The organism is Methylorubrum thiocyanatum, assembly GCA_014138645.1.
In the GTDB taxonomy this organism is placed as follows: Bacteria; Pseudomonadota; Alphaproteobacteria; order Rhizobiales; family Beijerinckiaceae; genus Methylobacterium; species Methylobacterium thiocyanatum.
This window is the reverse complement of record JACJIB010000001.1, coordinates 425,359-438,608: the sequence shown is the minus strand read 5'-3', so window position 1 is coordinate 438,608 and position 13,250 is coordinate 425,359. Positions and strand designations below refer to the sequence as shown.

Annotated in this window: 9 protein-coding genes; 7 read left to right on the top strand and 2 right to left on the bottom strand. The window is 69.4% G+C overall.

Going from position 1 to position 13,250, the window contains the following annotated elements:
- The first annotated feature begins 36 nt into the window (after window positions 1–36).
- The 3 genes from HNR51_RS02015 to HNR51_RS02005 all read left to right on the top strand — a co-directional run bounded on the left by HNR51_RS02015 (window position 37) and on the right by HNR51_RS02005 (window position 4,487).
- Window positions 37–2,949 carry an EAL domain-containing protein gene (locus tag HNR51_RS02015; protein WP_012453900.1) on the top strand — a complete coding sequence of 971 codons (2,913 nt, stop codon included), beginning with the start codon at window positions 37–39 and terminating at the stop codon, window positions 2,947–2,949.
- Between the two features lie 136 nt (window positions 2,950–3,085).
- Complete coding sequence (locus tag HNR51_RS02010) at window positions 3,086–3,502, top strand: hypothetical protein (protein ID WP_182553824.1); 417 nt, start codon at window positions 3,086–3,088, stop codon at window positions 3,500–3,502.
- A 43-nt stretch (window positions 3,503–3,545) separates the two neighbouring features.
- Window positions 3,546–4,487: a ferredoxin reductase domain-containing protein gene (locus HNR51_RS02005; protein WP_182553823.1), complete on the top strand. Its 942-nt coding sequence runs from the start codon at window positions 3,546–3,548 to the stop codon at window positions 4,485–4,487.
- A 22-nt stretch (window positions 4,488–4,509) separates the two neighbouring features.
- Here HNR51_RS02005 and HNR51_RS02000 read toward each other — a convergent pair whose 3' ends face one another.
- Window positions 4,510–4,857 carry a DUF1648 domain-containing protein gene (locus HNR51_RS02000; RefSeq protein ID WP_182553822.1) on the bottom strand — a complete coding sequence of 116 codons (348 nt, stop codon included), beginning with the start codon at window positions 4,855–4,857 and terminating at the stop codon, window positions 4,510–4,512.
- 231 nt (window positions 4,858–5,088) lie between these two features.
- Entirely contained in the window at window positions 5,089–7,635 is a 2,547-nt protein-coding gene (locus tag HNR51_RS01995; RefSeq protein ID WP_182553821.1) for a glycogen/starch/alpha-glucan phosphorylase, read from the bottom strand.
- A 325-nt stretch (window positions 7,636–7,960) separates the two neighbouring features.
- Here HNR51_RS01995 and HNR51_RS01990 point away from each other — a divergent pair, with 325 nt between their 5' ends.
- From HNR51_RS01990 to HNR51_RS01975, 4 genes are all read left to right on the top strand, one after another.
- Window positions 7,961–9,601, top strand: a complete 1,641-nt coding sequence (locus HNR51_RS01990) for an alpha-amylase family glycosyl hydrolase (RefSeq protein WP_182553820.1) — start codon at window positions 7,961–7,963, stop codon at window positions 9,599–9,601.
- 269 nt (window positions 9,602–9,870) lie between these two features.
- On the top strand, window positions 9,871–11,403 hold the full coding sequence (glgA, locus tag HNR51_RS01985; protein ID WP_012453894.1) for a glycogen synthase GlgA: 1,533 nt from the start codon (window positions 9,871–9,873) through the stop codon (window positions 11,401–11,403).
- Between the two features lie 110 nt (window positions 11,404–11,513).
- Complete coding sequence (locus tag HNR51_RS01980; RefSeq protein WP_182553819.1) at window positions 11,514–12,293, top strand: Crp/Fnr family transcriptional regulator; 780 nt, start codon at window positions 11,514–11,516, stop codon at window positions 12,291–12,293.
- 115 nt (window positions 12,294–12,408) lie between these two features.
- Entirely contained in the window at window positions 12,409–13,245 is an 837-nt protein-coding gene (locus HNR51_RS01975) for an aldo/keto reductase (RefSeq protein ID WP_141951217.1), read from the top strand.
- Window positions 13,246–13,250: the final 5 nt, after the last annotated feature.

Here is a 13,250-nt window from a genome sequence, read left to right as displayed (position 1 = left end):
CCCCCACCGCTCAAGCCGGTTGTCAAGAATCGCCCGTTGCGCACGCTTTCTCTGGTCCTTGCGATCCTGACGGCCGTGGCGGGCGCTCTCGCCGGCCTCCTCGGGACCACCGCCCCCGCCCACGCGGTCGAAGCCGTGCGCGTCACCCTCGACGCGCCCGCGATCGACCTGACGCCGACGATCGAACGCTACCGCTCCGACGGCGACCTGATCCAGATCTCCACCGCCCCGGGCAAGGACGGCATCGTACGGCGCATCGCGGTGAAGGCGCGCGAGGCCGGCGCGCGCCCCGACTGGATGGTGTTCGCGCTCACCAACGACACCGACGAGCAGATCGACCGCCTGCTGGTCGCCCCCCATTTCCGCCTCGTCGGTTCCGGGGTGATCTGGCCCGATCTCGGCGGCTCGCGCATCGCCGCGATCACCGCGAGCGAGGGCATCCGCCCCGAGCGCGACGAGAGCCTCGACGCCGACCAGTTCCTGATCACCATCGATCCCGGCACGACGGTCACCTACGTCGCCGAGCTGAAGGGCCCCAACATCCCGCAGGTCTACCTCTGGGATCAGGACGCCTACCGCAAGAAGACCTCGGGGCTGACCCTCTACAAGGGCATCATCATCGGCATCGCCGGGCTGCTCGCGCTGTTCCTCACGATCATCTTCGTGGTGAAGGGCGCGATCATCTTTCCCGCGGCGGCCGCCCTCTCCTGGGCGGTGCTGGCCTATGCCTGCATCGATTTCGGCTTCCTCCAGCGGGTGTTTCCGGTGACGGAGCTGGCGGAGCGGATCTACCGCGCCTCGGCCGAGGCCGTGCTCGGCGCCACCCTGCTCGTGTTCCTGTTCGCCTACCTGAACCTGTCGCGCTGGCACGTGCGCTACAGCCACGTCGCCTTCTTCTGGCTGACCTTCCTTGCCGGCCTCGTGGCGCTCGCGGTGTTCGATCCGCCGGTGGCGGCGGGCGTGGCGCGCATCTCCATCGCCGCGGTGGCCGGCGTCGGCCTCCTGCTGATCCTGTATCTGGCCGTTCATAACGGCTACGACCGCGCCATCCTGCTGGTACCGACCTGGCTGCTGCTGCTGGTCTGGGTGGTGGCGGCGGGCTTCGCCATCACCGGTCAGATCGGCTCCGACCTCGTGCAGCCGGCGCTCATCGGCGGCCTCGTGCTCATCGTGATGCTGATTGGCTTCACCGTGATGCAGCACGCCTTCGCCGGCGGGGGGCTGAGCCACAGCCTCGTCTCCGACACCGAGCGCCGGGCGCTGGCGCTGACGGGGGCGGGCGACATCGTGTTCGACTGGGACGTCCCCGGCGACCGCGTCTTCGCCGGACCCGAGATCGAGGCGCAGCTCGGGCTCAAGCGCGGCGCCCTCGAAGGGCCGGCGGCGAACTGGCTCGGCCTGCTCCATCCCTTCGACGTGGAACGCTACTCGGCGGCCCTCGACACGGTGATCGAGGAGCGGCGCGGGCGCATCATCCACGATTTCCGCCTGCGCTCCGCCGACGGCCCCTACGCGTGGTACCGGCTCAAGGCCCGGCCGGTGATCGGCACCGACGGCGAGGTGATCCGCATCGTCGGCACCATCAGCGACGTCACCGAGGCGAAGACCGCCGAGGAGCGGCTGCTGCACGACGCGGTGCATGACAGCCTCACCGGCCTGCCCAACCGCGAGCTGTTCCACGACCGGCTGGAAGCCGCGCTGGCGCTGGCCAGCCAGGATCCGCGCCTCAAGCCGGCGGTGATCGCGCTCGACATCGACCGGTTCAAGGCGATCAACGACGCCATCGGCCTCTCGGCGGGCGATTCGATCCTGCTCACGCTCTCGCGCCGGCTCGGGCGCCTGCTGCGGCCGCAGGACACCCTGGCCCGGGTCGCGGGCGACGAATTCGCGGTGATCCTGCTCTCCGAGCGCGAGCCCGACCGCATCCTCTCGTTTGCCGAGATGATCCGGCGCGCCATCGCCACCCCCGTCACCTATGCCGACCGCGAGGTGTTCCTCACCGTCTCCATCGGCATCGCGCTGCACGAGGCCGCGCCGGGCGCGGGTCAAGGTGCCCAGCCGCGGCGGGAAGAGGTGTTCAAGAACGCCGAAATGGCGATGATCCAGGCCAAGCGCGGCGGCGGCGACCGCATCGAGGTGTTTCGCGCCAACATGCGGCTGGAGCGCTCCGACCGGCTCATGCTGGAGGCGGACCTGCGCAAGGCGCTGGAGCGCAACGAGATCAAGGTGCTGTTCCAGCCGATCGTCCGGCTGGAGGACCGCACGGTGGCGGGCTTCGAGACGCTCCTGCGCTGGGACCACCCGAAGCTCGGACGCATCCCGCCCTCGACCTTCCTGCCGGTGGCGGAGGAAACGGGCGTCATCGTTCCGCTCGGCAATTTCGCCATCGAACGGACGGCGCTGGAACTCGCCGCCTGGCAGCGCTCGCTCGACGTCGAGCCGCCGATCTTCGCCTCGGTCAACGTCTCCTCGCGCCAGCTCCTGCGCCACGACCTCCTGCACGACGTCAAGACGGTGATCGCCCGCACCGGTGTGCTGCCCGGCTCGCTCAAGCTGGAAATGGCCGAGGGGCTGGTGATGGAGAACCCGGAATACGCCGCGCAGATGCTCACCCGCATCCACGACCTCGGCGCCGGCCTGATCCTCGACGATTTCGGCACCGGCTACTCGGCGATCTCCTATCTCCAGCGCTTCCCCTTCGACACGATCAAGATCGACCAGAGCTTCGTGCGCCAGCTCGGCCAGGGCCGCACCGCCATGCTGCGCTCGGTGCTGCGGATGGGGCAGGAGCTCGGTCTCGCCACCATCGCCGAGGGCGCCGAGTCGGAGGAGGATGCGCAGGGGCTGCAAGAACTCGGCTGCGACTACGCGCAAGGCGCAGCCTTCGGCGAGCCGATGACCGTGCTCCAGGCCCGCCAGCTCGTCGGCGCCGCGCCCGAGGCGGCCTGACCCAGCCGACCCCGATCCTACCGTGAGGCAGCGGTCTCGACGATCGGCTTAAACCTCCCTTAACCATGTTGAAGGAAGGTCCATCCCAATTACCCGGGACGCCTCGTGAGCGATCCCGCCGGCCTGAGGATGGACGATGATCGAGGCGACGAAACGCAGGAGCCCGGCCCCCTCCGGCAGCGCGATGCGCCGCCTCATGACGCGGCCGATCCATGCGCATCTCGCCGTCGTGGCGCAGCCACGGACAATCCCCGCAGAACCGGCAGCGGACATGGCGCCGGAGGCCGCGGCTCAGGTCACGGCGGACGCGCCGGGGGAACACCCTGCTTCCCCCTCCTCTGAGGCCGGAACGGCGACGGGCGAGGCTGACCTCACGCGCCTTCGCCTCGAAGTGGCGATGATGAAGGCGGCGCTCGCCGCCGAGCGCCGGGAGAGCGAAGCCCTGCGGGCCAGCCTCGGCCTCGCGGCGTCTGAGTCGCTGGGCGACGAGGCGCGGGCCGTGCGCGAGCGCTGGGCCGCCCTGGTCGAGCGCCTGATCCACGATTCGCTCTGATCCCCGACCAACACCTCACATCCGATCGGAGCGGGTTGCCGCCATGCGTGCTCCCACGAGCGCCCGTTGCTCGCTAGTCGTCAACGGACAGCCCCTGCGGGTCTCCCCCGGCGACACATCCCTCGAAACTGCCCTGGCCGACGGGGTGATCGCCCCGATGTCCGGCCTGCTCGGTCAGGGTGCCGGCCCCGCCTCGCGGCGGTTGCCGGTCCGCGCCCGGCGGGCGGAGGCGGTGACGCTGTCCGTCCCCGATCCGGACGCGGCGATCCGGCCGATCAAGGCTCAAGCCCGAACCACGGCCCGCCGCGCCGGCAGCATCGATACGATCACGGCGCTGGCGCCGCGGGTCCTGCAGGTGGTCGCCACTCTGGAGCGGCGGCTCGCCTTCGAGCCGGGCGATCAGGTCGTCGTCACGCTCGAGGGCGGCAACCCGGTGACCCTGACACCGACGCTCGGCGTCGAGGGCGGAGCGGAGTTGAACGAACTCGTCTTCCATCTGCGCGGCGAATGCGCGGACGACCTCACCGCCCTGTTCGGCTGCGCCGTCGAGCCCGGCCGCACGGTGAAGGTGAAGGGCCCCGTCGGCAACGGCACCTATCGCCCCGGCGGCGGCCGCCTCGTGCTGGTGGCGGCGGAGACGGGGTTTGCCGGCATCTGGGCCATTGCCCGCGCCGCGCGCTACGTCGAGCCGGCCCGCGAGATCTGCCTCATCGTCGGCGCACGCGATCCCCTCGATCTCTACATGCGCCCGTCGCTCGAATGGCTGCGCGCCACCGGCGTGACCCGCATCACGCTGGCCGCCGACCGCCACCGCCAGCGGGCCCCCGACGTGCGCCCCGGGCCGCTCACCGCCCACATCCCGACCTTACGGGCGACCGACGTGGTGCACGCCTCCGGCTGCCCCTCGACGCTGGGCGCGGTGGAGGTTCTGGCAGCGGCGGCGGGGGCACGGTTCTATCCGATCCCGCTCGAGCCGGGGGCCTGAGGGGAGCCGACCCGGCCGAGGGTCACCGCTGCGCTTCTGCCCAGGCGATGACCGCCTGGATGTGCCAAGCATACATGGCAGCCACGAAGCAGAAGACGGCGATCATCCCGATCCAGTACCAAGGACCGGCCGATGCCGCATTCTGTTTGATATTCATGAAAAACGCGGGCGCCGTGACGGCGAGGATCCCCACGATCATCCAGAGGCCGATCAACTTCGGCGCAAACCAAGTGGGCTGCCCGCCGAGGTTCCATTGCATCGGGATTTTCTCAGTCCTGACGTGTGCTGCACAATACAGGTTCAGCAGCGACACCACGACCATCATCGCGAGGTAAGAGAACCAAGCGAAGGTCGGCAATCCTGAAACCACGGTATCGAAGTCCCGTTCACGTTTGATCGGGTACCACGTTACGACCGGCGGCAGGATATCTCAACCTTGGATTGCATGTCCGGGCTCAGTTGGCTGTGGGCGTATCCACCGCAAACCCGGCATCGGCCCTTGCAGGCAGCCGCGCCGGCTTCCCGAAGCCCGGCCCGAAAACCGAAGGGCGGGAGGGGCCTCCGCCCCTCCCGCCCTTCGCCATCTGCGTCAGCCGAGCGCTCAGGCCACCTTCACCCGCCAGATCTCCTCGGCATATTCCCGCATGGAGCGGTCGGAGGAGAACCACGCCATCCGCGCGGTGTTGAGGATGGCCGTGCGCCACCACGTCTCCGGACGCTTCCAGGCCGCGTCGATCTCGCGCTGGACGCGCCAGTAATCCTCGAAATCGACCGTGGTCAGGTAGCGGTCGCCGTGGCGCAACTCGTCCACGAGCGGCGCGAAGCGGCCGGGATCGTCCGGCGAGAACGTGCCGTTGCCGATGGCATCGAGCGCCGCGGCCAGCCGCGGCGAGGCCGCGATCGCCTTGGCGGCGTAGTCGGGTTCCTTGACGCGGGCGAGCACCCCTTCGGCGTCGAGGCCGAAGATGAAGATGTTGTCCGCGCCGACATGGTCCTTGATCTCGATGTTGGCGCCGTCGAGCGTGCCGACGGTCAGCGCGCCGTTGAGGGCGAGCTTCATGTTGCCGGTGCCCGAGGCCTCCATGCCGGCGGTCGAGATCTGCTCGGAGAGGTCGGCGGCCGGGATGATCACCTCGGCCAGACTCACCGAGTAGTTCGGCAGGAACACCACCTTCAGCCGGTCGCCGATCTCGGGATCGTTGTTGACGATGGTGGCGATGTCGCCCGCCAGCTTGATGATGAGCTTGGCCTGGACGTAGCTCGGCGCCGCCTTGCCGGCGAAGATTTTGACCCGCGGCGTCCAGTCCTTGTTCGGCGCCTGCTTGATCGCCTGATAGAGCGCCACGGTCTCGATCAGGTTCAGCAGCTGGCGCTTGTACTCGTGGATGCGCTTGATCTGCACATCGAACAGTGCCGAGGGATCGACGGCGACGCCGGTGCGCTCGGCGATGACCTGGGCGAGGCGCTTCTTGCGGGTTTTCCGCATCGCCGCGTAGCGCTTGCGGAAGTCCGGGTCGTCGGCGAACGGCACCAGACGCTCGAGCAGGGTCGGATCGTCGAGCACGTCCTTGCCGGCCGCCTCGACGGCGAGCGCCGTCAGTTCCGGGTTGGCGTTGTGCAGCCAGCGGCGGAAGGTGATGCCGTTGGTCTTGTTGACGATCTTCTCCGGCTCGATCGTGTGGAGATCCTTGAACACGGTCGATTTCAGCAGCTCGCTGTGGAGCGCCGAGACGCCGTTGACCCGGCGCGAGCCGTGGAAGGCGAGCGGTCCCATGCGCACGCGCCGCCCGTGCGACTCGTCGATCAGCGAGACGGCGGAGATGTCGAACGCCTCATCGGGTCTGCGGCCCTTGGCGTTCTTGTTCTGCTCCTCAAGGTGCAGCCAGTTGATCAGGTAGATGATCTGCATGTGGCGCGGCAGCAGCCGCTCCATCAGCTCCACCGGCCAGGTCTCCAGCGCCTCGGGCAGCAGGGTGTGGTTGGTGTAGTGCAGCGTATTGGTGGTGATCTGCCACGCATCCTCCCAGGTGAGGTCGTGGTCCTCCATCAGGATGCGCATCAGCTCCGGCACGGCGATGGCCGGATGGGTGTCGTTGAGCTGAATCGCGGCGTGGTCGGGCAGGGAGCGGAGCGAGCCGCGCTCGGCCACGTGCCGACGCACGAGATCCTGCAGCGAGGCGGAGGTGAAGAAGAACTCCTGGCGCAGGCGCAGCTCCTGGCCCTCGGCGGAGGAATCGCTCGGGTAGAGCACCCGCGAGATCGCCTCGGCCCGGGCCCGGCCGGCCACCGCGCCGACATGGTCGCCGGCGTTGAAGCGGGCGAGCTCGACCGGCGCGTCGGCCTCCGCCTTCCACAGGCGCAGGACATTGACGTGCTTGGCCCGCCAGCCGACGATCGGCACGTCGTAGGCCACCGCGTTCACGGTCTCAGCCGGGTGCCAGTGGCGGCGGATGTGGTGGTCGCCCTGACTCGTCATGGTGACGGTGCCGCCGAAGCCGATCTTGTAGGTCGCCTCCGGGCGCGGGAACTCCCAAGGGTTGCCCTCCGCGAGCCAGGTCTCCGGCGCCTCGCGCTGCCACCCGTCCTCCAGCGACTGGCGGAAGATGCCGTGGTCGTAGCGGATGCCGTAGCCGATCGCGGGGATCGACAGGCTCGCCATGCTCTCCATGAAGCAGGCGGCGAGCCGCCCCAGGCCGCCATTGCCGAGCGCCGCGTCGGGCTCGGCCCCCTCGACCGCGGCGAGGTCGACGCCGAGATCGCCGAGCGCCGCCTTGGTGGCCTCGACGAGGCCGAGATTGTTCATCGCATCCGACAGGAGCCGGCCGATCAGGAATTCGAGCGAGAGATAGTAGACGCGCTTGTCGGGCACGCTGCCGGTCTCGGCGCCGTAGCAGGCGTCGACGATCCGGTCGCGCAGCGCCAGCGCCGTGGCGGCGAACCAGTCGCGCTCGCGGGCGGCCTCCGGCGTCTTGCCGAGCACGTAGATGAGCTTGGCCTTGATGGCCTCGCGCAGTTCCACGACGGCCTCGCTGCCGGTCGCCGCATGCGGTTTAACATAGGTGGCGGCGGCCTTCGCCGGCTTCGCCGATGAAGCGGATGTGTCCGCTTCGCCGTTCCTGACGAGAACGGACAGAGCTTCGTTCAGCACCTGTGGATCCCCCTTCGTTGCAGCCGAGGATTTCGGTTGACGCGGAGCCCGACCGCTTCTGGCGGCGGCACGATGATCCGCGACGTGGTCTGTCGCCCTGCCACACCATGGTGTTGCGGGTGACCGGACTTGTCGAGACACATGCGTACGAACGTGTCATTCGCAAGTCGTGTGCCCGCCCGCCTGTGTCACCTCGGACACAACGTTCGCGCATCGGCCGACGACGCGCACAGGAAATGGCGCAGGGCGCTTGAAGGCTTGCTGAACGACCCTACGCCCTCCTGACGTGGCGCGCGGCGCCGGCGACCGCATCGCGGGAGGTCCGATGGAAGCTCCGATCAAGGCTCCGACGCCGGGGGCAGGCGGCTGCGGCACGGTCTGGTGGCAGAGCGGGACAGTCTATCAAATCTATCCGCGCTCGTTCCAGGACTCGGATGGCGATGGCGTCGGCGACCTTCGGGGGATCACGGCGCGTCTGGACTACCTCGCCTGGCTCGGCGTCGATGCCGTGTGGATCTCACCGTTCTATCGCTCACCAATGGCCGATTTCGGCTACGACGTGGCCGATTACTGCGCGGTCGATCCGCTGTTCGGCACGCTGGCGGACTTCGATGCCCTGATCAGCGAGGCGCACCGGCGCAAGCTCAAGGTGATCCTCGACTTCGTGCCCAACCACAGCTCGATCGCGCATCCGTGGTTCACCGAGAGCCGGGCGAGCCGCATGTCGGCCAAGCGCGACTGGTACATCTGGCGCGACCCAGGCCCCGATGGCGGACCGCCCAACAACTGGCTCTCGAATTTCGGCGGCCCGGCCTGGACGCGGGACGAGGCCACCGGCCAGTACTACTACCACGCCTTCCTGCCCGAGCAGCCGGACCTGAACTGGCGCAATCCGGAGGTCCGGGCGGCGATGCACGACGCCCTGCGCTTCTGGCTGGCCCGCGGCGTGGACGGCTTCCGCGTCGATGTGATCTGGCACCTGATCAAGGACGAGGGCTTCCGCGACAATCCGCAGAACCCCGATTTCCAACCGCATCAGGCGGGGATCAACCGCTTCCATCAGGTCTATTCCTGCGATCGGCCGGAGGTGCTCGACATCATCGCCGGGATGCGCGCGGTGCTGCGCGCGTATGGCGAGCGGGTGCTGATCGGCGAGATCTACCTCCCGATCGAGCGGCTGGTGACCTATTACGGGCCGGGCCTGACGGGGGCCGACCTGCCCTTCAACTTCCAGCTCATCCAGACGCCGTGGCGGGCCGAGGCGGTGGCGGCCCTGGTGGCGGAATACGAGGCCGCACTGCCCGAGGGCGGCTGGCCGAACTGGGTGCTCGGCAACCACGACCAGCCCCGCATCGCCGCCCGCGTCGGCGAGGCGCAGGCCCGCATCGCCGCGATGCTGCTGCTCACCTTACGCGGGACGCCGACGCTCTATTACGGCGACGAGATCGGCCTCGGCCACGTTCCGGTGCCGCCGGAGCGGGCACAGGATCCGTGGGGGCGCAACGAGCCCGGCCATGGCCGCGATCCCGAGCGCACGCCGATGCAGTGGGAGGACGCGCCGAACGCCGGCTTCACGGCCGGCACGCCCTGGTTGCCGCTCACCGGGGACGCGAACCGGCGCAACGTCGATGAACTGCGCGACGATTCCCGCTCGATCCTGACGCTCTATCGCCGGCTCCTGTCGCTGCGCCGCGACCATTCGGCCCTGTCCGTCGGCGCTTGGCGCGGACTCGCGCTGCCGTCGGATCTCGCCGCCGAGGTCTTCGCCTACGAGCGCATCGCGGATGGCGAGACTTTGCGCATCCTGCTCAATTTCAGCAACCAAGGGTGGTCCGTGCCGTTGGACGAGGGCGGCCCATGGCAGATCCTGCTCTCGACGCATTCCGGGCGGGCCGGCGACCGTGTCGAGCGCCAGCTCCGGCTCGAACCGGACGAGGGTGTGATCCTCGGCCCGCCCGGCCGGTAGCGGTTTCCGCAGTGCCGTCGTGGCCCATCGCGTCCGACGAATCCCGCCCGATCGCAGGCGGGTACGAAGCGCGGCAGGAGGCACATATGCCCGCAGCGCAGACAACCCATGATGGCGGCGCAGGCGCCCACTCAAAGATATTGGTCTGAACGTGGCCTGAATTGTGCGATGCAACGGAACGGATTGCCTTCCGGAGCATTGCAATGCCGAGCGCAGCAGCGGCGGTTCCCGCGTTTCCAGAGCGGCGCGCGTGGGTTGGGGGCGGGTCGATGGCTTACGTGGATCTCGGTGCGCGCCCGGTCGCCGAGCCGCCGTCACCGATATCCGCCTTCGAGCCCGACCCGAGGCTCGGCAACGCCCTCCTCCCCCGCATCCTCTACGCCACCCCGGAGATGGCGGATTTCGTGAAGACCGGCGGTCTCGGCGAGGTCGCGGGCGCCCTGCCCCGGGCGCTGCGCCGCCACTACGATGTCCGCGTCCTCATCCCCGGCTACGCGCGCGTGCTCGCCGGCCTCGAAAACCTGACGATGATCGCCCGGTTCGGCGCCTTCGCCAGCGTACCGGGCTGCGAACTCGGCTTCGGCACCACGCCGGATGGCCTCGGCGTCTACGTTCTGGTCGCCCCCGACCTCTATGAGCGCGACGGCACGCCCTACGGCGATGCGCGGGGCGATTTCGGCGACAACGACCTCCGGTTCGCCCGCCTCAGCCGGGCGGCGGCGGAACTCGCCGCCGGCGTCGATCCGCTCTGGTCGGCCGACCTCCTGCACCTCAACGACTGGCAGACCGCGCTGGCGCCGGCCTATCTCTCCTGGCTCGGCATCCGCCGCCCGAGCGTGCTGACGATCCACAACCTCGCCTATCAGGGGCTGTTCCACCGCGACAACCTGGGCCGCATCGGCGTGCCGGACTATGCCTTCCAGATGGACGGCGTGGAGTTCTACGGGCAGCTCTCCTTCCTCAAGGCCGGCATCTACCACGCCTCGCACGTCACCACGGTGAGCGATACCTATGCCCGCGAGATCACCACGCCCGAGGGCGGCTGCGGCCTCGACGGGCTGCTGCGCACCCGGGCCGCGCAGGGACGACTGACCGGCATCCTCAACGGCATCGACGAGAGCTGGGACCCGCGCACCGACCCGCACCTCGCCACCCGCTTCGAGCCCGACGACTGGAAGGGCAAGCGGGCGAATGCCGACGAGGTGCGCAAGCAGTTTGGCATGGCGGTCTCCCGCGGACCGCTCTTCGCCATCGTTTCGCGCCTCGTGCACCAGAAGGGCATCGATCTCAGCATCGGTGCCGCCGAATCGATCGTCGCCGAGGGCGGCCAGCTCGTGGTGATCGGCCAGGGCGAAGGCCGGTTCGAGGAGGCGCTGCGCGACCTCGCCGGGCGCCACCCCGAAAATGTCGGCGTCCATGTCGGCTTCCGCGAGACGGAAGCGCGCCGCATCTTCGCCGGCAGCGACTTCCTGCTGATGCCCTCCCGCTTCGAGCCCTGCGGCCTGGCGCAGATGTACGCGCAGCGCTTCGGCTCCCTGCCGATCGTGCGCCGCACCGGCGGCCTCAACGACACCGTGGAGGACGGGGTCACGGGCTTCACCTTCGGGGAGGCCTCGCCCAAGGGACTGACCTCGGCGATCCGCCGCGCCTTCGAGACCTTCGGCCAGAAGAAGCGCCTCAACACCATGCGGCGCAGCGCGATGTCCCGCTCCTTCGGCTGGGACGGGGCGGCGCTGAACTACTGCAACCTCTACGCCCGCGCCTTCGGCAACCACACCGCCCGGCGTTGGAAGGCGGCCTGAGACCGGCCCAGGGCCTTTCCCGCGGGAACACCGCCCTTCCAAGGGCGGTTTCGGCCAAAAGTCCGTGCGTCTTCGATGGCACGGAATGGAGCGTTCCGCGTTAGGCGTCCATGGACGCGACAGTCACGCTCCCGCGCAGCAATCCCCTCATCCTCCGGCTCCGCTTCGGTGCGGATCTCGATGCCGGGGACAAGGCCCTGCTCGCCGACCTGTCCCGGTCCAGCCGCGGCCTGGAGCCCCAGCAGGACATCGTCCGGGCCGGCGACCGGGCCTCGGGCGTCCACCTCGTCCTCGAAGGCTATGCCTTCCGCTACAAGATCGTCGATGACGGGCAGCGCCAGATCCTCGGGTTGCTCCTGCCGGGCGACTTCTGCGACCTGCAATCGATCGTGCTCGGCCCGTCCGACCACTACATCGCCGCCCTGACGGCCTGCACCATCGCCGACATCCCGCAGGATCGCGTGGATGCGCTGGTCTTCCGCGATTCACGCCTCGCGCGGGCGCTGTGGTGGGCCACCCTCGTCGATGAGAGCATCCTGCGGGAATGGCTCGCCAGCATGGGCCAGCGCGCCGCCGACAAGCGCATCGCCCACCTGTTCTGCGAATTGCTGCTGCGCCAGCAACTCGTCGGCGCCGCCGGGGCGTGCGACTGCCCGCTGCCCCTGACGCAGCCGATGCTCGCCGACATCCTCGGCATCACCACGATCCATGTCAGCCGCATCCTGCGCGACCTGCGCACGGCCGGGCTGATCCGGCTGAAGGATCGCCGGCTGCACGTCCCGGACGTCGCACGCCTGCAGGCGTTCTGCGACTTCGATCCCACTTACCTGCACCTCGTCAGACAGCCCGAGCGCGCCCCCGCCAGGGACGCGGCGCAGGCCGGGCCCTGACGCGCGCGCAGCCCTGCCCCCCGGAAGGACGCCTGTACGGCCGGCAAGATCGTGCCGATTCTCCGCGCCCCGCCCCCGGCCTGTCGCTCGGGCAGCGCATGAGAACAACGACGCCATGACAGCCCCCGATCCCGTCCCGCAGATCCCCCTCAACGACGGGCGGTCCATCCCTCAGCTCGGCTTCGGCGTCTGGCGCCTGCAGGAGGCGGAGACGCCCGCCCTCGTCGGCACGGCACTGGGCAGCGGCTACCGCTCGATCGACACCGCCGCGGCCTACGGCAACGAGGGCGGGGTCGGGCGCGGCCTGCGGGAAACGGTGGTGCCCCGCTCCGATGTGTTCGTGACGACGAAGCTGTGGAACGACAGCCACGGCTACGACGCGACGCTGCGCGCCTTCGACGAGAGCCTCGCGCGGCTCGGTCTGGAGCAGACCGACCTCTACCTGATTCACTGGCCCTGCCCCGGCCGGGGGCTCTATCTCGACACGTGGCGCGCGCTGATCCGCCTGCGGGAGGAAGGCCGCGCCGCCTCGATCGGTGTCTCGAACTTCACCGAGGATCAGCTCGACCGGCTCGTGAGCGAGACCGGCGTCACTCCGGCCCTCAATCAGATCGAGCTGCATCCCCGCTTCCAGCAGCACGCCTTGCGCGCGGCGCATGCCCGGCTCGGGATCGTCACCGAGGCCTGGAGCCCGCTGGGTCAGGCCCAGGTGCTCGATGACCCCGCCCTCACCCGGATCGCCGACCGCCTCGGCCGCACGCCGGCCCAGGTGGTGCTGCGCTGGCACATCGAGAACGGCTTCGTGGCGATCCCGAAATCCGCCACGCCTGCCCGGATGCACGAGAACATCGACGTGTTCGGCTTCGCGCTGACGCCGGACGACCACGCGGCCATCGCCGGCCTCGACCGGGCCGACGGGCGGATCGGGCCGGACCCGATGACGTTCCAGTAGGGATT